Here is a 20,599-nt window from a genome sequence, read left to right on the forward strand (position 1 = left end):
GTCCGTCCTCTTCACAACCCTTGATATTGCTCGTTGATTCGAGTCTCCGTAGACCGCTACCGATACTTGGCTGTATATTCGTTTAGGTTTCTCTCTACCTTTCCGGGCCGCTGTAGTCCTTCGTTGACGAGTACCTTTAGACGCGCCTGGGCCGCAGGCCGTTGTACGGAAGTGATGAACGCATCCCACCCCGGCTGCATCTCAGAGTCCGGTGGCAGGCTAGCTTGGTTGATCAAGGTCTTAGCGTCAGCGATCGCCTGCCCGTCGAACGACGCAATTCGCGTCGCCAAGGCGTCGACAAAACTGTCCAATTGTGAATCGGGCAGCGCCCGATTCACATAACCGTAGCGCTCGGCTAATTCGCCATCAAAGCCCTCGGCACCGATCAACATCTCGATAGCGCGGCCGCGGCCGACCAGCCGAGGCAGCCGCGCCATAGGGCCGCCCCCAGGGACGAAGCCGGCGCCAACTTCAAACTGCGACACAACCGCTTTCTCTCGACTGGCAAACCGCATATCCGCGGCGAGCGCAAGCTCACTGCCTATACCACTCGCCCGCCCACGAATTGAAACGATCGTCGCAGCCTTCAGCCGACTGATGCGTACCATGACATCAGGCACGGGATGCATACCTGTTGGCCCCGGCTCCATGCCTGTGGAATCCTTGAGGGGACCTAACAGGTCGTAGTGGGCGATGAAATAACCAGGGACCGCGCTGTCAAACACTACTACCTTGACCCTCCCATCAGCTTCGATCTGCCCAACAATTTTTGCAAGCTCGCGGACCTCGGACGGGCCAATGATATTGAGTGGAGGATTATTGAAAGTGACTTCCCAGTAGGCCTCGCTCTTGCGTGTCAGGCGGATCTTTTCGGTCGTTTTGCTCAGTATCGCTGCAAGCGGCGCGCTAGCAACACTGGGCAACGTTGTTTCCTGTCCGAAAACGTTCGGAGGCCCCTGCAGGAATGCGACAACGGCCAACAATACTGACTTTTTGACCTTGGAATACATCATAGCCAATTTACCTCGCTAAATGTCAAAATCCGCCACATACAACATGATCACATCGCGGCACCAAGGGTTCAGTTAAGCCACTTCACGCGCACAACTCACCCGTCACTGCCTCTTATCAGCAACAAAAGCTCTACTGTCCCTTTTATATTTAAAATCTACTTCAGACAGCACAATAATGTACGAATGTCGTGGCTGAGACGATAGCACCATGGTATCGTCAATACCTTGGGATTGATGGAGCCTCCCACCGCGCGATGGCGTTTGAATCGGTACCCAGTCGCGGAGAAAAGCGACTACTCAGCGGTGGCGAGTCGGGCTGCCATGTTCACCAGCTCGGCCAGCGAGCGGGCCTGCATTTTTCGCATAGCCTGGCCACGATGTGCCTTGACTGTGATTTCGCTGATGCCAAGCTCAAAGCCGACCTGCTTGTTCAAGAGACCAGAGACGACCAGCGTCATAACCTCTTGCTCGCGACGGCTGAGCGATTCGTGGCGATGCCTGAGAGCTTGCAAATCGGCGTCCAGAGCGAGAGCGGTCTTGCTCCTTTGGAGTGCCAGCTTGATTGCACCCAATAGTTCCTCTTCGTCGAATGGTTTGGTTAGAAACTCGACAGCCCCGGCCTTCATCGCCTTGACTGTCATCGGTACGTCCCCGTAGCCGGTTATGAAGATGATGGGCATAGGGGTACGCTCGTTAGCCATCAGACTCTGCAGGTCGAGCCCACTCAGATCCGGTAGATTGACGTCCAAGATGAGGCAGCTCGAAACCAGGGCGACCTGGGGTCGATCGAGGAATTCTTTTGCTGAACCGAACGCCTCCGGCTGCCAACCTGACGAGCAGATTAGCAACTCTAATGATTCACGCACCGAAATGTCGTCGTCTACAATGAACACCACGGATGCTTCGTCCGACATCGCGACACTGCCCAGTTCAGCCGCTACACCCGTGTACATGGCAATTATCCTCCTAAGCCGGCATTAACAATCCATCACTTTCAAGGCTTACAAACCGCCAGATGGAGAGCCTCCTGAAGGGCCCTATCGCTGAACGGCTTAAACAAGCACTCGACCGCACCCTGTTCGATGAGACGAAGCCGCATGGCACTGGTCCGCTGCGCGGTAATGTAGACGATCGGAATCTCTTGCCCGCGACGCGCTAGTTCCTGTTGCAGTTCGGGGCCTGTCATGACGGGCATGGTGACATCGAGAACCAGGCACTTGGCTTCATGAATGCTGTCAGACGCCAGAAACTCCGTTGCCGAAGCGAATGTGTCCACCCTGAAGCCCAACTCCTTGAGCAAATCTGGTAAGGACTCGCGCACAGACGTGTCGTCGTCAACCACTGACACCAGTGCATCCGCAGGCTTCATCTCGCTCCCGCCGATCTTCGAACACCACCGACCGCGGACGCCGTACCAACACTCACATCCTGCAAAGACAATCGCTCCCTGGAGTATTCGGGCACGGAGAACGTGAACGTCACTCCCGGGCCATCATTTGCTGCTGCCCATAGACGCCCGCAGTGACTCTCGATGATGGAACGGCTAACGGACAATCCCATCCCCATGCCTTCATTCTTGGTGGTGTAGAAGGGTTCAAAGAGCCGCTCCGCACCATCTGGGCCGAAACCTGTGCCGGAATCCCGTACAGACAGGCGCACATGGTCATTTCCATCCGCCTCGGTCTTTACTATCAACTGCCTTGGGCGATCATCTACCCCGCTCATGGCGTCCACCGCGTTTCGCATCAGGTTCATGATCACCTGCTGAAGCTGGACACGGTCGCCCGCAACGAGCGGCAGACCCTCAGCCAATTGGGGCTGAAGAACCACGCGACTGCTCTGAACGTCGCCCGACGACAAAGCGATCACCTCCCTTGCCGCCTCGTTCAAATCCACCGACTGAAGGGTAGGTGCTCGCTTGCTGAAGAGGGCGCGTAATCGCGTTATCACATCTGCGGCTAGATTGCCGTCGCGGATGGTTCGGCGGGCGGTTTCGCGTGCGCCGTCAATGTTTGGAGGATCGGCCGCCAACATGCGCAGGCAGGTGCTGGCGTTCGTAATGATCCCCGATAAAGGTTGACTGACTTCATGGGCAATCGAGGCTGTTAATACTCCGAGGCTCGAAACCCTGGTTACATGTGCGAGTTCAGACCGGGCTCTGCCAAGTGCTTGTTCAGCCTGTCGCCGCCCCGTCACGTCCTGCACTGCGGTGAGGCATTCCATGCGATCATCCTGATGGCGAATGACCTTGCCAAACGTGCGTAGAAATTTGACCCTGCTATCCGGCATCCGCAGCCGGATCTCATAGCCGAGATAACTCTGCCCGGCTCGAACCCGAGTCATCTGGGCGGACAGCGACTGGAGGTCATCCGCGTGGATTCGCTCACGGAGCCGTTCAAGCGTCACGGGGGAGTTCGGATCGAGTTCGAAGATATGATAGAGTTCCTCGGAAAAGGCGATCTCGTCAGTGTCCAAGCGCCAGGAGAACGCGCCCGTGGAACTTAAGCGTTGTGCTTCCGAAAGCAACGTTTCGCTCCGCCTGAGCGCTGCCTCGATAAGGGAACGTTCGATTGCAATGCTGGCGATTTGTGTGGCGTGCGCGATGAGATCCTGATGGTGCGGCGAAGGGCTCGCAGGCTTCCGTTGGACGATGCAAAAGGTGGCAAGCACCCGCCCCTCTCTGGAACAAATCGGAGTGCTCCACACCGACCTATATCCGTGCTTCAGAACATGTAGCCGCACAGGCGACGTATACCAACGGGGATCAGATTCCATGTCCACTGCGACCACCTGCGTTTTTTGATAGGCCGCTATGCCACATGGCAACAGGTCGCCGTCGACGGGCATGCCGGCAATCGGCGCGCTGTAGTCGGGAGGCAAGGAAGGAGCCACGGCATATTCGAATGTCGAGCTGCTCCAATTTATCAGGTGGACGTCGCAGAAGCAGTCGGGGGCGGCGTCTTCGACAAAAACGCACAACGCGCTGAGAACATCCCGAAGCAAATTGCCCGACGCGATCATCTTCAGCAAATGCTTCTCGCTGGCGAGAAAAGCTTCCGCCCGTTTCCGACCCTCAATATCGTGACTGATACCGTACCATCGGATCACCCGACCCGCTTTGTCGTGGACCGGCACGCGACGGGCAATGTGCCAGCGATATGTCCCGTCACTCGCACGAACGCGGTACTCATGCTCGAACGTTTCTCCGGTCGCGACACATGCGCGCCATTTGCTCTCTTCGAGCTCGATGTCATCTGGGTGGATTGCGCCCCTACAGCCACCATTCGTCACATCCTCAGCACACAGTCCAGTGAACTCGCGCCCCCGCTTTTTGATAGAAATTCGCGAGCCGTCGGGGTAATAAGCCGCAACCAGCGCCGGTATCCCGTCGATCGTTCGTTGTAGCTCGCCCTCAGCTTCGAGGGCCTTGTCCTCAGCCTGCTTCCGATCATCGATGTCAATGTTCAACCCATACCATTTGACGATGTTGCCCGACTCATCCCGCAACGGGTTAGCGCGGATAAGAAACCATCGATAAGTTCCATCAAATCGGCGCAATCTGGCTTCGGTTTCTCCGGCTTCGCCCGACACTATGATTGTCTGCCATAGGGTGAGCAGCCCATCCTGGTCGTCAGTATGGACCACAGTCGTCCAGCCCCACCCCCTCGCCTGCTCGCCGGAGAGGCCGGTGTACTCTAGATAATGCTGGCTTAGAAACTCAGTGAGGCCGTCTGGGCGAGCTGACCATGCCATCGCAGGAATGGTATCGATGATGAGTTTGAAATCGTGCTGGCTTGTCACGAGGGATTCATCGCTTTTTGCACAGTGCTTCTTCTGTTCTGCCGCGCTCACGCCAAAAACCTCATCGCCGTTGAAGAAAGAACAGCCATGACCCACGTCGCCGAGTTCAGATCCAGCGAAGGGAGCGGATGCGGCAGTTTCTTCATGACCGTTGCCGCCTACCAGAACAGGCCTACGTCCTGACACACCATGCCCCCGGGACAACACTAACGTCTATTATGCGTAGGTGTCGGTTTTGGGACGAGATCGAATGCGCGATGGGAAAAAGGAGTGCAACGCTGCAAGACAATGATCTGCGATCGACGGTTCGTCCATGTCTCTAGTAACGCGACTTTATCGTCCTCCATTCCTGCACGCTCGCGCGCCAGGGATCGAAACCACCGTCAGGCCATCACCTTTTTGCTCCAACTCGGCTAATCCTGGATCGACCTAGACGGACGTGTGTAGCGGCGGTTGTCAAACGTCACTCGGCAATAGGCAGTGACGAGTGGGTGAGTCGAAGTGCAGCATTTTCGTTTTCGTATTCATCCAAACCTCCTGCGGTGACACAGTGAAAACGCAAGGATTTGGGGCGGCTCCGGGCGGTCGCGATGATATCGGCTAGACCTGGTCTGGGGCCAGGATTGGACACGGACTTTGTCATCCAATGGTATTGTCAATACTATCGTATAAATGGATTTTGCGGTTTTCCTGCTATTGTATACTACTTGCCGTTTGCGTTAGCGACTTGATATTTATCAGTCGGAATCAGTGGTGCTATTATGCGATCCGATATTATTCCCGGCTCTATTTTTCCGAATTATGAACTCTCAGATCACACTGCCGCGCGGCGAACGCTTTCCGAGTTGCAGGGACGGGATCCGTTGGTCCTCGTTCTCGGTAGGGGCGGGTATTGTCCCAAGGACCGCCGGCAGGCTGAAGGGCTAGTCCAGCTTCATCGAGAAATGGACGTGGGTTATTGTCGGCTTGTCACCATTACGACGGACAATCTTCTGGAGACGAGCGAATATCGTACTGGCGTGGGCGCCCATTGGCCTTTTCTCTCGGACCCGCGGCGCGTTGTGCAGAAGGACCTCGACATCGCGGAGTACACGGATCCGACGCACAACCCCATGATCCCTCACGTTATCGTCATGGAGCCGGGTCTTGTCGTCTACAAGGTCTACAATGGGTATTGGTTTTTCGGGCGGCCCACGGTGGAGGAACTGCGGCAGGACATGCGAGCGGTGACTATGAAATGCCGGCCGGACTGGGACATCAACAGGCCGGAACTCAGGGCTGCGTGGCAGACTGGTCGTAAGGAGCTTTTCTATCCTTACGGAAAGACGCGCGTTCAAACATTTCGCGAACAGGAATGAATTCGAAAATTAGTGGGTGCGCGCTGTCCGTGCTGGCAAGGTGACGAGCTTTAGTCGCCGTGTGGGGTTTTGGCCTGAGGATGTTAAGAAGATTTAGCATGGAAGACTTGAGATACGAGCGGCTCTGGATCGCCACTGGGGTGCGATCGCTCGCTATTTTTCGAGCGCGGTCACGCCTATTTCTATCTCGCCTACCGCATCTCGACATGCTGAATGTCTCGAGCTAGATCCCTGAGATCGGACCGGGCATGCCGAGTCGAAAGCTCGAGCCGCTCGAAGGCACTGCGATCATGCGGCTCAATCGCGGTATCGAGCGGTTCAGCGACCTGGCATGAGGACCGGGAAGGCTCGCCCAGGCGTTGCCGATTAATCATTCGCTCGACGGGCTCGATCTTTATAGCGAACGGCCGCTATGGCTCGTACGCGATGACCCACGGATCCGGCGATATCGGGCAGAGCATCAGGAATAAGAGACCGCCCCCTCCTGCTTTGGCCGCCATACAACACTTCAGTGTCACGCGCCGACTAGGATCAGTCATCGCGAAGCTCACGAATGAAGCGCAGGACGATCCCCGCCATTCTCTGCGTCAACGGACTTCGGGAGGGGTGTGTGCGACGAGTAGAGCACGGTCCGAGGGCGACGCCCCCACCATCCTGAACTAGTAGCTAGTGGAGAACAGCGTTGAGCGCATCAAGCAGCGCAGTATCAGTGAACGGTTTTAAGAGACATTCAATTGTCCCGCTCTGACGCAGACGCTGACAGACCCGATCATCTCCATGTGCTGTAATAAAGACGATCGGAATCTGCCGACCTTGGAGAGCCAGCTGGCGTTGGAGCTCGATGCCGGACATACCAGGCATTGCGATGTCAAGGACCAAGCACTTGGCTTGATTGACCCGTTTGGAAGCCAGGAATTCCTCTGCCGAGGAGAATGCTTCGGCTTCATGGCCAAAGATACCGATTAGATCCGGCAGAGACTCGCGAACAGACTCATCGTCGTCAACAACAGCGATGTATGCCCGTGTTATCATCATGTATGTCCAGTACTTTCCGCCAAACTCGACGGGACGTTCCTAGAGCTGTTGAACGATGTTTGCGCAATCAGAGAAGGAACTGAGAAGTTGAACGTAGCGCCAAGGCCGTCGTTACGCTCAGCCCAAACACGGCCCTGATGATTCTCGACTATAGTTTTGCTAACGGACAAACCGATGCCCATACCGTCGCTTTTGGTCGTATAGAACGGGCCGAAGAGCTTCTCGACCAGAGCAGGATCGAAACCGCCGCCGGCGTCCTTGACCGAAACCCTAACATGGCCCGTTCGTTCTAGCTCAGTCGAGACGAACAATTCTCTCGGCCGATCCATCACTTCATCCATTGCTTCAGCGCCGTTCAGTATGAAGTTGAGCATTACCTGCTGCAGCTGAACGCGGTCACCTATTACGTGTGGTAGATTTTGGGCAAAATTGACTCGAAGGCTCACATTGCGTTTGTGTAATTCGTTCGATGACAATGCAACTACCTCTTGTGCGGCGGCATTCAGGTCCACGACCTCAGAGGTGGTGATTCTTTTGGTGAAGAGGGCGCGTAGCCGAGAAATTACTTCCGATGCGCGCTGAGCATCTCTGATTGTTCTCTTTGCAGTTTCACGAGCTCCGTCGATGTTCGGCGGTTCGGCAGTCAGCATGCGCAGGGCCGTACCGGCATTCGTCATGATGCCGGCCAAAGGCTGATTTAGCTCGTGGGCAATCGATGCTGTAAGCTGACTCATGGTCATCACGCGCGTTATGTAAGCGAGCGCCGCCTGGGTCTCGCGTAGTTCGTCTTGCGCCTCTTTCCATTCATGCATGTCGACACATACGCCGTACCACTTGAGGATTCGCCCGTCTTCATCACGCAGCGGTAGGCCTGTGGTTAGACACCAGCGAAACGAACGGTCGGCAGCGTGAATGAGGCGCGCTTCCACCTGATAAGGCCTGCCGGTCACGACACTCGTGGACCACGCGCGCGCAGCTTGAGCGAGATCATCCGGATGAACGAGACTTTTCCAACCGTCGCCCGTGATTTTCCCGGCAGTGAATCCGGCATAGTCAAGCAAACGCGTGTTGCAGTAGTCGATCGCCCCGTCAGGTTTGGCGCTCCAGAGCATCTGAGGAATGGTCTCCGTGAGATGACGCAGATTCCATTCGCTGGCGCGCAACCTCTCCTCCGCACGCTTCAATTCCTCGATATCTATCGTAACTCCGAACCATTTGACGGCACCAGTCTCATCACGAAGCGGATTTGCCCGAAACAAAAACCAACGGTATTCCCCGTCGAAACGACGGAAGCGGGCTTGTACTTCACCAGCACGTCCCGAAACTAACAAGTCCTTCCAGACACCGGCGCTTGCCTGACGATCGTCCGGATGAACCACGGCTGACCAGGGCCAATCCTGCATCTGGTCTCGCCCAATTCCGAGATATTCAAGATAGCCACTGTTGAGAAAATCGGTGCTACCATCGGCGCCAGCCGACCAAACATAGACCGGAATCGTATCGATAATTTGTGCGAGTGTTCGCTCGCTTGCTGCAATAGCTGATTCGGCCTCCTTTCGATCATGGATATCGATACAACTACCATACCATCGCAGAATTTGACCGAAGTCGTCATGGAGCGGCAACGCATCGGTCAAAACCCAGCGATAACTGCGGTCGGCAGCATGGAACGTCCGCACTTCTACCTGATAGGGCGTCCCATTCTCAATGGAAGCAAGCCAGACTTTCCTGGCCCGCTCGACATCGTCCGCGTGCAGCATTTTGATCCAACCACCGCCGATGATTTCATCAACCGAGAACCCCGTGTAATCCAACAAGCGCGCATTGCAGTAGTCAATGGATCCATCGGGTGTAGCGCTCCACAGCATCTGAGGGATGGTTTCAGTTAACTGACGAAGATTCCACTCACCAGTACGCAGCGCCTCCTCGGCTTTTTTGCGATCTTCGATGTCGATGTTGACACCAAACCATTTGACGACTCCGCCGGCCTCGTCGTGCAGAGGATTTGTACGAAACAGAAACCAGCGGTACTCGCCGTCGAAGCGCTTGAGCCGAGCCTCCGCTTCGCCTGCCTGACGTGAAGCCAACATCGCATGCCAACTCGCAATCAATCCCTCTAGATCCTCCGGATGAACTGCGTTCACCCAACCGGCCCCAAGCGCCTCGTCGACCGTAAGCCCGACGTAGTCGAGGTAGTGCTGGTTGAAGAACTCGGCCGAGCCATCGATCCGGGCGGACCACGCTAGACCCGGAATCGTGTTTACGAACTGCGCAAGATTACGCTCGTTTGCAGCGATCGCTTGCTCTGCATGGGCAGAGCGTTTCTCTTCGTCGAGTTGCAAAGCCGCCTGCAAGCCGATCGTCGCCTGAGCGGCCGCGACACTCAGGAGAACTGTTTCGGTCTCGCGCGGGAAATCCTCCCGGCGCGAACCTGTCACCAGCAGCCCGAACTCTCCAAGCGCGCCTAGGCGCACAGGCAGGATCGTAAGAACACTGCCGCCAACCGTAAGTCGTTGCGCCCATTCTGTCGCCTCGGCGGTCGTCAAGGGCCCCAGCATCGCCCCGAAATCCTCCGATGTGGCCACGCTTCGCGCCCATTGTGACAGTCGCGTTACCTGCCGTCGCGTATTGTCGTTGGCATCCTTGAAGTGCAAATGGGCGAAGTCGAGGTCCAGCATGCCGAGAACCAAGTCGAGTAGTTGACCGGCCATCAGGGATGGCTCGCGGCCACCCCATGTGCTGGGCAGCGCCATAACGCTACCCAGGTCGCTGAGACAGCGCTGAAGTCGGTTATTCTCGGCGAGGAGAACGTCGATTTGCATCATCAGCTTGCAGTTCGTTGCGAGAGCGCTTTGTCGGCACGGCGTTGAAGCAGTCTTTGAAGAAACTCTTGCGTGGTGGGTACGAAAGAATTTTTCTCGAGGATACCGAACTGACTGATGCCTGGGTCCAAGCCGGTAGTTCTGCGAAACTTCAACTCGTCAATGCGCTGCACTGTGATCGATCCCGTCGCTACCCCATTGGTTAGCATTGTGACGATGACGACGTCGACCCGCCATCTGAACTACTCGATCGCCGCGGTCGAAGCATTTTATTAATGACATAAAACGCGATATCCTTGGTCCTCACTATTGAAGGAATACATAACGGCACGCGCTCGATCCAGCTGAGCGCCCTCAACCAGCACAGGCTGACCTGACGTAGCCACTTAACTGCCCAGCGCAGGACTTTCGCGTAACGCTGCTCCCTCCCATTCCGAAAATCCATAGCACCTTGGTATCGGTCTGAGTCTTTCTCGCCGGTCGCTGGGCAAAGGTTCGCTCGTAAAAGGATACAGAATATCGCGCGTGCACGCTCTTCTTCCGAGACTAGAAAATGGTTCAATCTTGGAAATCGTAATTCGAAAGTCAGGTCCCTTGGATCACTCTTCCTCCCTTCTTCTGGAAGATGATTTCGTTCAGACGCAGCATTTCTGCTGGTACTAGCAAGCGCCCTCGGGGACTGGCTGCCTGCCACGGGAACGTTGCTGTACGCACTGCTCGGCATGCTCCCTGTCGACTTCGTCTACGTGCTTCTCAATGATGGCAGCGGCGCATTTGCGCCGTGGCCACCCTCGCACAATCGCTCGGAGAGACCCTTCAGCCGGGCGAGGTTGGTACGTCGTTGTCGGGGCGCTCGAAGGCTTGTCTCGCAGTGGCCGGCTGCCGGACGTACGGCTCTGGCGACGCCGAGTGTCGCCCGTGACAATGCCAATGGGGCTACCGGGATGATATTGGGATTATCGTTGTCGGATCACAAAACCGGGGTTTTCCGACGCACCGATCAGCTGCTGTCGCAGCAAGTAGGGCGGCGTCGCGCTCTCCATTGGCCGCTCGATCGATGAGCACCACAAAGGACAGATCTGGGAGAGCGCATACCGGCCCGGGAGCGAGCGTTCCGTTCGCCATCCCTTACATCTCGGAACAAATCGCGGGCCTGAAACCGTGCATACGGAAAACGCGGCGCCCAGTCCGATGACCAACCGTCCGCTCGTGACGATCATCGATGATGACGTCCTGAAGCAGAGCCGGCCGCTCCGCCTGCGGGGACGGCCGGACTCTGCGCTCACCACGCCCACTTGGGAGGCGTGCAGGTCTGCACTGGCGGGGATCAGGCGCTACGTATCGACCTGAACGCAGCCCGGAGCTCGTTGGCGAAAACCTGCGGCTGTTCCCAGGCCGCGAAATGGCCGCCTTTCGGGAGACGGTTGTAATAGATCAGCTTTGGATAAGCCTTCTCAGTCCAGCTGCGCGGCGCTGTGTAGATCTCGTCCGGGAATGCACTCACCGCAGTGGGGAGCGGCACACCTTTCGGCGCAAAGAAAGCTAGCTTGCTTTCCCAGTAGAGGCGCGCCGAAGAGACCGCAGTGTTGGTGAGCCAGTAGAGCGCGATGTTGTCAACGACGTCTTCCTTGGACAGACCCTCGGACTTTCCGTCGAAGACTCGGGCGATCAGGTCGTAGCTGCGTGCATCGTGGTCGAGCATCCAGGCCGCGAGCCCGATGGGTGAATCCGCCAGCGCGTACAGCGTCTGCGGTCGGTTTGCCATCTCTTGGGCGTAGGCCAACCCATGCTTCCAAAAGAAGTCGAGTTGATCCCAGGCATAACGTTCGTCGGTCGATAGACCGGAGGGCGCAGGGCCGCCCGCCGCGAGCGCACTCGAGACCTCATCCGGCAACGTGGCCGGCATGTTCGTATGAATGCCGATCAGACCCGGCGGACTCTGCAGCGCCATCTGCTCGGTGACGGCATTTCCCCAATCGCCGCCCTGCGCCACGTATCGCGTGTACCCTAACCGCGTCATCAGTTCGCCCCAGGCTCGCGCGATCCGGATTGGATCCCAGCCAGCTGCCGTCGGCTTCCCTGAGAAGCCGTGTCCCGGCAGCGAGGGGATGACAAGGTCAAAGGCGTCTGCAGCGCCGCCCCCATGGGCCGTCGGATCGGTCAAGGGACCGATGATCTTCAACTGCTCGATGATCGAGCCCGGCCATCCATGGGTGACGATGGCCGGTAGCGCGTTCGCATGCTTCGAGCGAATGTGGATGAAATGGATATCCAGCCCGTCGATCTCGGTAACGAACTGCGGCAAGCCGTTCAGGTACGCCTCGCATTTGCGCCAGTCGTATTCGGTCTGCCAATAATGCGCGAGCGCCTTCATCGTCGCGAGCCTAACACCTTGGGCGGTGTCATTCACCGTCTCGCGCTCAGGCCACCGCGTAGCTTTGAGGCGGTGCTTGAGGTCGACGAGATCAGCGTCCTCAACGTGGACGCGGAACGGGCGAATGGTCTCAGACCCGCCACTCTTCATTGCTCCCGCGACACCCGGCAAGGTAATCATCGCAATAGCCCCTGCGGCGGATGCCGCGAGAACTTCCCGGCGGGTGGACATTGAAGATAATGATGACATCTGTACCTCCTCATAACTTGACTAAAGCTGCTCGCCTCGAGACAGCACGAATCAATGAGGCCAGTAAGTACCGGTCACTTCTATTGAACGTTGGTATCGCCGATACCTTGGTATGCTCCAAGTGCATCTCGCGGCAACGCCGAGGCTCCGCCACTCGAGCTCAGGGCTGTTGCGGAGGCGCTTGCGGCAGACAGCGCGAAGGATTGGGCATTTCATCGTCGGCACAAAGGTATCGGCGATACTTGGGTCCAATTGATTTAGCGGGGCAGCGCGGGTCTCATACCCGCGAATCGATAATGGGCAGCGACTTCGATTTTCCGAAATGGATTCGGAATGAGAAAACGAAATCAGAGCCGCGGCGCTGATTCGTCCTGCCGTCCGGATTGACTGAGGCGCAAGATGTCACCGGCACAGCAACGCCAGAGAGCCGTTAGCCATAGACCGCCGGCCCAATGGCCGCCGTAAGATCCACAGTATTTTGGCCGGGGCGGATTGAAACAGGCGACCCTAGCTATCAGCTCCGCCCGCCTGGCCAAGGGCTGGAGGCAGGAATGTCGGAGGCGATCTCAAATGCATCGGGAAGGGAGAAGAAGATGGCTGAATATCATACCAAACCGAACGGACCGGATCTGGTCAACGGCATCGCTTTATCTGACCTTCCCGATGGCGGAAAGCTCGTCGGTCATTCTGGCGGTGAACAGGTGTTGTTGGTACGCCGCGGGACTGAAGTTTTCGCCATCGGGGCGACATGCACCCACTACGGCGGGCCACTCGTTGATGGTCTTTTGGTTGAGAGCACGGTTCGGTGCCCATGGCATCACGCGTGCTTCGATTTGCGCACGGGCGAAGCATTGCGCGCGCCTGCCTTAAAACCACTCGCTTGCTGGTCGGTGGAGCTGCGCGATGATCGGATATTCGTGAGAGAAAAGCGAAAACGGACGGAACCAAAGCAGCGCGTAGGAGGGTCCAGCCATCCTCCCGGGAAGATCGTCATTGTCGGCGGCGGCGCGGGAGGCTTCGCAGCAGCCGAAAAACTGCGGCGCGAAAACTATCAAGGCAGCATCGTCATGCTCAGCAACGACGACGCGCCGCCGGTTGATCGGCCTATTCTTTCCAAAGACTATTTGGCTGGCAATGCGCCGGAGGATTGGGTTCCGCTTCGCCGGGAAAGCTTCTACGCAAAGAACGATATCGATCTGCGTCTCAATGCGGACGTCGCCAGCATCGATGCACGTTCCCATGAGGTTGTACTCGCGGACGGGACCCGGACACCCTACGACAGGCTACTGCTTGCGACCGGAGCCGAGCCGGTTCGCTTGGACATACCCGGCGCCGACCAGCCACACGTTCACACGCTGCGCTCGTTCGCGGATTGCAAGGCCATCATCGAGCACGCCTCGACCGCGCGCCGCGCCATCGTGCTCGGCGCCAGTTTCATTGGACTGGAAGTGGCCGCGGCCCTGCGCTCGCGTGGTATCGAAATTCACGTCGTGGCGCCGGATAAACGTCCTATGGAGCGGGTTCTTGGTTCGCAAATGGGCGACTTCATCCGCGCCCTCCACGAGGAGAACGGTGTCGTATTCCATCTCGAGGACATCGCGAGCAGCATCGATGGCAAGAAGCTGACTCTCAGGAGCGGAAATATGCTTGAGGCGGATTTCGTCGTCGCCGGTATCGGGGTGCGACCGCGGCTTAGGCTGGCCGAAAAGGCTGGACTCAACATAGATCGCGGTGTCGCAGTCAATGCCCTTCTGGAGACGAGCGCGCCTGGGATCTTCGCGGCAGGCGACATTGCGCGGTGGCCCGATCCAAATAGTGGCGAAAAGATTCGTGTCGAGCATTGGGTGGTTGCAGAGAGACAAGGGCAAACTGCAGCACTCAATATGCTCGGCCACAGCGAGAAATTCGTCGCACTGCCGTTCTTTTGGAGCCAGCATTACAACATACCGATCAACTACGTTGGTCATGCCGAGCGATGGGACGAGATCAAGGTTGATGGAGACATTGGTGCAAAAGACTGCCTGCTGCGCTTCAAGCGCGCAGGGCTTACGCTGGCCGTTGCTTCGATCTTCCGTGACATCGAGAGCTTGGAAGCTGAGGTGGAAATGGAGCGGCAAACAAGTGTTGGTAAGTCGTAGGGCTTGGGGACGAGCCACAGCGCTCCCGGTGGCCAAAAAGATCAGAGATGAGGGGCCGAGCGTTGGCGGTACAAATCCATGAAGGACGGTAGTCTATTGACTTACCCACGTAGTCCGACGGTGAAGCGTTTTTCGCTGATCCGCACGCAAGGATTTCTTTGGAGGGCAGATAGCTCCGGTTCTGCATATCTCCTCAATACCGTCAGTCCCGAGCCGGCAGTTGCACATTTGAATGCAAGGCAGGTCACGTATTTCAATATTGAGACCAGCCACGGAAGGGCGATGGCGGTTCGAGTCCGATCTGACTCGCCCTATTCAAGCTGAACACACCTACACCAAGGTGTCGACGACACCTTAGTGCGATAGATTTGGCGACACTGAGCGGCTCTGGTGGCGGAGTAGGTAACAGAAAGGTTGAATCATGCGCAGTTTCGTCAATATCGGTGCGATAGTCGGGGCATTTAGTCTGGCCGGCGCCACCGTCGTCCTCGGCGACGAGCCAAAGCCCACAATCGTCCTGGTCCACGGCGCATTCGCGGAGTCTGCCAGCTGGAACGGCGTGATCGCGGATCTGATCCATGACGGATTCACTGTGATCGCGGCGGCCAACCCTTTGCGAAGCGTCTCTGGTGACGCGGCTTATGTCGCAAGCGTCATTGGTTCAGTAAAGGGACCGGTCGTTCTTGTCGGCCATTCTTACGCTGGGGCGGTGATCTCCGCCATGGCGGGCCAGTTATCTAATGTGCGGGCGCTCGTCTATGTTGCTGCCTTCGAGCCCGAGATTGGTGAGAGCAGCCTCGAACTAACTGGTAAATTTCCGGGAAGCACACTCGGGTCCACGCTTGCGCCTCCAGTCAATCTGCCGAACGGTGACCAGGACCTGTACATACAGCAAGACAAATTCCATGCCCAGTTCGCCGCAGACCTCCCCGAGGCGGACGCGCGGCTGATGAGTGCGGCGCAGCGTCCAGTGAATCAGGCCGCCCTGGCCGAACGGGCAGTTCGTGCGGCCTGGAAAACCATTCCGTCCTGGTCGATTTACGGCGGTTCAGACCGCAACATCCCGCCGGCCGCTATGGCTTTCATGGCTGAACGTGCCCATGCGCGGAAGACAGTGGTCGTCCCAGGCGCTTCCCATTTGGTTATGGTCTCCCACCCTCGGGAGGTGGCTGCTCTGATCGAGGATGCGGCGAACGCAAAATGATAATGCGTCACAAGCGCAGATCCAAGTCCGATGAACCTACATTGCAGCATTTGCAACACTGAATAGAGTCGCGACCCTGGTTGATAGGGGAGCCGTCAATTCGTCCGGTGGACGCGGTCCTGACGCTTCTCCGTACCGTCATGAGTTCGCTTCGCAGTGCGATCCGATCGGCCAAGAACCAACCGATGCTCACGCTGGGCAACGAATGCCTTTCTCGTTGCCCCACGACGATCATGAAGCCCCTCAGGTCGGGTGTCTTGAGCGAAATATCGGCCCGAAGACGCCGGCTAAATGCATCTGCGTACCTTCGGCGATTAGACCCGAGACTCCGCCTCTTGACGCCCCATTCGCAGTACTTTAATACGTATTAATAGGTTGTTGTTACGTATAACGGACGATTTTGATTGCGCACTGGTCGGGCCACACAGAAAGACGTTGCGCGGCTGGCGGGCGTATCGCAGGCGAGCGTGTCGATGGTGATGAGCGGTGGCGGGTCTCCGGCGATTTCGTCGGAGACCTGGGAGCGGATCACCAAGGCGGCGGCGGAGCTTGGCTATACGCCGAACCGGTTCGCGCAGGCGCTCAAGACCAACCGCACCATGACCATCGCCTGCGTCGTGCCCGACATCACCAACCCTTTCTATCCGGCGCTGATGCGCGGCATCCAGTCGGTGGCCGAAAACCTCAGCTATGACGTGATCGCGGTCAGCACCGACGGCTCGGCCGAGCGCGAGCGGCATTTTCTCGACTGGTCCCGTCAGGGGCGGGTCGACGGTGTGATCGGCGTGTTCTTCACCTTGCGCGCCGGCGACTTCAAACCGCTGCTCGATGCCGGCGTGCCGGTGGTGCGTATCGAGTCCAGCAAGAAGCGCGGCGGCGACATCGCCATCGATGACATTTTTGTCGACAGCTACGCCGCCGCCTTCTCGGTAACGCAGTTTCTCATCGGCCGCGGCCACAGGCGCATCGCCATGGTCGCCGGCCGCGGTGGCCCCCAGGGCGTGCGGGTCGAAGGCTATCGCACCGCGCTGACCGAGGCCGGCGGCACGCCCTACATCGTCGTCGACGAGGAATTCAGCGAGACCGGCGGCGCCCGTGCCGCCGAGGCGGTGCTGGCCAGCGGCTATGCGCCGACGGCGATCTTTGCCGCCAACGATTTGATGGCCATCGGCGTCATGCAGGCGCTGCGCGATCGCGGCATCGCCATTCCCGGCGACATTGCGGTCGCCGGCTTCGACGACATTTCGGCGGCGCGGCTGGTCACACCATCGCTGACCACGGTCGCGCAATTCCAGGGCGACATGGGGGTCAAGGCTGCACAGATCCTGATGGAGCGCCTGCGCGGCGCCTCACCGGGCGCGGGGACCGCGCTCGAAATGCCCTACAGCCTGATCGAACGCGGTTCGACCTGACTGCCATAAGAAACGATATCGGAGGAGAACATCATGCAACGCCGTACATTGGTCAAGACCGGCCTCGGGCTTGCCGCCCTGCCGCTGCTGCCGCGCCTTTCCTTTGCCGACGACAAGAAGCCGGTCGGCTTCTGGTACGAATCCGCCTCACCGGAAAACCAGGACAACCTCAAGACCATTCTGATCGACCCGTTCAATGCGGCGCATCCGGAGGATGATCTGTCGATCGACTTCCGCGGCTCCGACCTCGACAAGCAATTGCGCATCGCCATGCTGTCGGGCAATGGCCCGGACGTCGTCTTCACCGCCGGCCCGAGCTATGTCGCGTCGATGGCGCAGGCCGGGCAGTTGCTGCCGCTCGACGACTACGCGGCAAAGCTCGGCTGGAACGACCGGCTGCTGCCGCTGTTCACGGAACTCGGCAAGTACGAGGGCAAGCTCTATGCGCTGGCCAAGACCTACGAGACGCTCGGTCTGTTCTACAACAAGACACTGTTCGACAAGAGCAGCTGGAAGGCGCCGACCACCATCGCCGAGCTCGAGGCGCTGGCCGACGAGATGAAGGCCAAGGGCCTGGTGCCGTTCGGCGCCGGCAATGCCGACTGGCGGCCGGCCAACGAGCACCATGTCTCGATCGTGCTCAATTCGGTGGCTGGTCCCGACAATGTCTACAAGGCGCTGACGGGCGCCATTCCATGGACCGATCCGTCCATCCAGGCGGCCATCGATAAGCTCGATGAGTGGTGGCAGAAGGGCTATTTCGGCCCCAACTATTTCTCGCTGACGCTGGAGCAGGCCTTTGCCCAGGTGGCAACCGGCCAGGCCGGCATGGCGCCGAGCGGAACCTGGAGCTTTACCAACGTCCCGACCTATTTCCCGCCCAACAATGCCGAACCGGCTTTCGTCGGTTTCCCGAGCACGAGCGGCCCGCCGGTCTATGCGCTCGGCATCGGCTCGACGCTCTCGGTCAACGCGAAATCCGAAAATCCGGACGGCGCGGCGGCGGTGCTCGACTATATCTTCAGCGACACATTCTACGGCGCCATGAACTCGGCCTGGCAGGGCGAGTGGAACCTGCCTTTGAAGGATCTGTCAGGGGTAAAACTCTCCGACAAGGTGCTGCCGCTCTACACCGAGTCGATGAAGAACCTGTCGACCGCCGTCGGCGCCGGCCAATATGGCTACACGACATGGACCTTCCTGCCGCCCGCCACCGACACCTATCTGGTCAGCGGCATGGAGGAAGTCTGGCTGAAGAAGATCTCGTCGAAGGACTACCTCAAGAAGCTCGACGAAACGTTTCAGCAGGAAAAGACGGCCGGCAAGGTGCCGGCGGCGCCGAAGCGGGCTTGAGGCACCGCAAAACCCAACCGAACCAGCGACGGAGCGGCGCCTGACCGGCGCTAAATCAATAGAGCATGATGTCGTCCGAAAACCGCTTCACACTTTTCGGCATCATGCTCCAAAACCCAGGGCAATTGTCCATGCACCGGCTCTATCTCGTCCCGACGCTGATCATCAATTTCGTCATCGTGCTGGTTCCGGCACTGCTGACGGTTGTCCTGGCATTCTGCAACTGGGACGGTATTTCGACGCCGACTTTCTCCGGGCTGGACAATTTCCGGGCGCTGCTCGCCGATGGCGTGTTCTGGTCGGCGCTGACCAACAACATCATCTGGACCGGCATCTTCCTCGTGGTGCCGATCGCCATGGGGCTGCTGGCGGCGTCGATGCTCTTGATCGTGCGGCGCGGCAGCAATTTCTTCCAGGTCGTCTACTTCCTGCCGGTCGTCATCGCCACGGTCATCACCGCGCGCGTCTGGCAAGGCATGATCTACAGCCCGGTCACCGGCGTGTTCGGCATGCTGCAGCGCATGGGCCTGCCGGTCGCCAATCCGCTGGCGCAGCCATCGACCGCGCTGTTCGGCGTGGCGACCGTCGACCTATGGCACTGGTGGGGCTTTCTGTGCGTCATCTTCTTCGCCGCCCTTCGGCAGGTGCCTCAGGAGCAGATCGAAGCGGCGCGCATCGAGGGCGCCGGCTACGGCCAAATGATGCGCTATGTGCTTTTGCCGGGGATCCGGCCGACCATCATGCTGATGCTGATCATGACGGTGATCTGGAGCTTTCTCGCCTTCGACTTCGTCTACATCCTGACCCAGGGCGGCCCGGCGTTTTCAAGCGAGATGCTGTCGACGCTCGCCTATCGCCACGCTTTCTACGACCTCAATGTCGGCCAGGCAGCGGCGGCGGCCCTGGTGATCAGCCTGTTCGGCCTCGTCGGCACCTTCTTCTATGTCCGGCTGCAGACGCAGGAGGGCGAGCAATGAGAATGGTCGAAAGCCGGACGACGCTCACCATCTCCTACATCGTGCTGGGCATCGGCGCCTTCATCGCGCTGTTTCCGATCGCGCTTCTGGTGCTCAACGCGCTGAAGCCGGCGGCGCAGATCGTGCAGAACCCGCTGTCACTGCCCAACCCGATCCGCTGGGAGAATTTCACCAACGCCTGGGCGCACGCCAAGTTCTCGAAAACCTTCATCAATTCGCTGCTGTTGTCGGGCACCACGATCATTCTCGTCTGCACGACATGCTCGCTGTCGGCCTATGTGCTGGCGCGCAAGAAAGTCGCCTCGTGGAAGATCTGGACGTTCTACCTGCTGGCGACCACCACGGCGCCGATCCAGCTCTACATTTTCCCGCTCTATTTCGGCTTCGCCAAGCTCGGCCTGGTCAACAATGTCTTCGGCGTCGCGTTGATCTACACCGCGCTCTACAGCCCGTTCGCGGTGATGCTGCTGAGGACCTATTTCATCGCCGTGCCGAAGGAGCTCGAGGAAGCCGCGCTGATCGACGGCGCCACCCATTGGCAGGTGTTTTCCAAGGTCATGCTGCCGATCGTGTCACCCGGGATTCTGACAGTCGCGCTGATCATCGGGCTCAATTCCTGGAACGAATTCCTGATCGCGACGACCTTCCTGCAGAAGGCCGACAAGGTCACTGCCGTCATCGGTTTCTACCTGCTCAGCGGGCAATACAGTTCCGACTGGGGTGAGATCATGGCCGCCGCGCTGATCATCGTGGTGCCGGTGGTGGTGCTGTTTGTCGCCATGCAGAAGCGGTTCATCGAAGGCATGGCGGGCGGCTCGGTCAAGGGCTGAAACCCGGGCTGAAATATTTCGAGTATCTGGAGC

General features: G+C 58.3%; 14 protein-coding genes. 7 read left to right on the plus strand and 7 right to left on the minus strand.

Features of this window, described 5'->3' with window-relative positions; all coding sequences use genetic code 11:
• Positions 1-56 precede the first annotated feature (56 nt).
• The 4 genes from NLY42_RS06495 to NLY42_RS06510 form a co-directional block, all read right to left on the minus strand.
• The gene (locus tag NLY42_RS06495) at positions 57-1,013 is read right to left on the minus strand and encodes an enoyl-CoA hydratase/isomerase family protein (RefSeq protein WP_023755421.1); all 957 of its coding nucleotides are present in this window, start codon (positions 1,011-1,013) and stop codon (positions 57-59) included.
• 293 nt (positions 1,014-1,306) lie between these two features.
• Positions 1,307-1,966 carry a response regulator transcription factor gene (locus tag NLY42_RS06500; protein WP_023755420.1) on the minus strand — a complete coding sequence of 220 codons (660 nt, stop codon included), beginning with the start codon at positions 1,964-1,966 and terminating at the stop codon, positions 1,307-1,309.
• Positions 1,967-2,007: 41 nt separating this feature from the next.
• Positions 2,008-2,382: a response regulator gene (locus tag NLY42_RS06505; RefSeq protein ID WP_023734875.1), complete on the minus strand. Its 375-nt coding sequence runs from the start codon at positions 2,380-2,382 to the stop codon at positions 2,008-2,010.
• The gene (locus NLY42_RS06510) at positions 2,379-5,000 is read right to left on the minus strand and encodes a PAS domain-containing protein (protein ID WP_156933820.1); all 2,622 of its coding nucleotides are present in this window, start codon (positions 4,998-5,000) and stop codon (positions 2,379-2,381) included. The genes NLY42_RS06505 and NLY42_RS06510 overlap by 4 nt, the downstream gene beginning before the upstream one ends.
• A gap of 575 nt (positions 5,001-5,575) precedes the next feature.
• Between NLY42_RS06510 and NLY42_RS06515 the strand changes: the two genes are divergently transcribed.
• Positions 5,576-6,172, plus strand: a complete 597-nt coding sequence (locus tag NLY42_RS06515) for a redoxin domain-containing protein (RefSeq protein WP_023755418.1) — start codon at positions 5,576-5,578, stop codon at positions 6,170-6,172.
• A gap of 666 nt (positions 6,173-6,838) precedes the next feature.
• Here the strand turns inward: NLY42_RS06515 and NLY42_RS06525 are convergent.
• From NLY42_RS06525 to NLY42_RS06535, 3 genes are all read right to left on the minus strand, one after another.
• On the minus strand, positions 6,839-7,204 hold the full coding sequence (locus tag NLY42_RS06525; protein WP_023734879.1) for a response regulator transcription factor: 366 nt from the start codon (positions 7,202-7,204) through the stop codon (positions 6,839-6,841).
• Positions 7,204-10,032 carry a PAS domain-containing protein gene (locus NLY42_RS06530; RefSeq protein WP_050591136.1) on the minus strand — a complete coding sequence of 943 codons (2,829 nt, stop codon included), beginning with the start codon at positions 10,030-10,032 and terminating at the stop codon, positions 7,204-7,206. The genes NLY42_RS06525 and NLY42_RS06530 overlap by 1 nt, the downstream gene beginning before the upstream one ends.
• Before the next feature lie 1,324 nt (positions 10,033-11,356).
• The gene (locus NLY42_RS06535) at positions 11,357-12,652 is read right to left on the minus strand and encodes an epoxide hydrolase family protein (protein WP_023734883.1); all 1,296 of its coding nucleotides are present in this window, start codon (positions 12,650-12,652) and stop codon (positions 11,357-11,359) included.
• A 593-nt stretch (positions 12,653-13,245) separates the two neighbouring features.
• Here NLY42_RS06535 and NLY42_RS06540 point away from each other — a divergent pair.
• The 6 genes from NLY42_RS06540 (at position 13,246) to NLY42_RS06565 (ending at position 20,566) form a co-directional block, all read left to right on the plus strand.
• On the plus strand, positions 13,246-14,790 hold the full coding sequence (locus tag NLY42_RS06540) for an FAD-dependent oxidoreductase (protein WP_023755416.1): 1,545 nt from the start codon (positions 13,246-13,248) through the stop codon (positions 14,788-14,790).
• Between the two features lie 421 nt (positions 14,791-15,211).
• The gene (locus NLY42_RS06545; protein ID WP_023755415.1) at positions 15,212-15,994 is read left to right on the plus strand and encodes an alpha/beta fold hydrolase; all 783 of its coding nucleotides are present in this window, start codon (positions 15,212-15,214) and stop codon (positions 15,992-15,994) included.
• Positions 15,995-16,398: 404 nt separating this feature from the next.
• Positions 16,399-17,406: a LacI family DNA-binding transcriptional regulator gene (locus tag NLY42_RS06550; RefSeq protein WP_023755414.1), complete on the plus strand. Its 1,008-nt coding sequence runs from the start codon at positions 16,399-16,401 to the stop codon at positions 17,404-17,406.
• A 33-nt stretch (positions 17,407-17,439) separates the two neighbouring features.
• Positions 17,440-18,759, plus strand: coding sequence for an ABC transporter substrate-binding protein (locus NLY42_RS06555; protein ID WP_023755413.1), 1,320 nt, complete (start codon positions 17,440-17,442; stop codon positions 18,757-18,759).
• Positions 18,760-18,890: 131 nt separating this feature from the next.
• A complete protein-coding gene (locus tag NLY42_RS06560) occupies positions 18,891-19,736 on the plus strand; it encodes a carbohydrate ABC transporter permease (RefSeq protein ID WP_023755412.1) in 846 nt (281 codons plus the stop codon).
• Complete coding sequence (locus NLY42_RS06565; protein WP_023744386.1) at positions 19,733-20,566, plus strand: carbohydrate ABC transporter permease; 834 nt, start codon at positions 19,733-19,735, stop codon at positions 20,564-20,566. Before NLY42_RS06560 ends, NLY42_RS06565 begins: the two co-directional genes overlap by 4 nt.
• The last annotated feature ends 33 nt before the right edge of the window (positions 20,567-20,599 follow it).

This window comes from Mesorhizobium sp. C372A (genome assembly GCF_030323245.1).
Classification (GTDB): Bacteria; Pseudomonadota; Alphaproteobacteria; order Rhizobiales; family Rhizobiaceae; genus Mesorhizobium.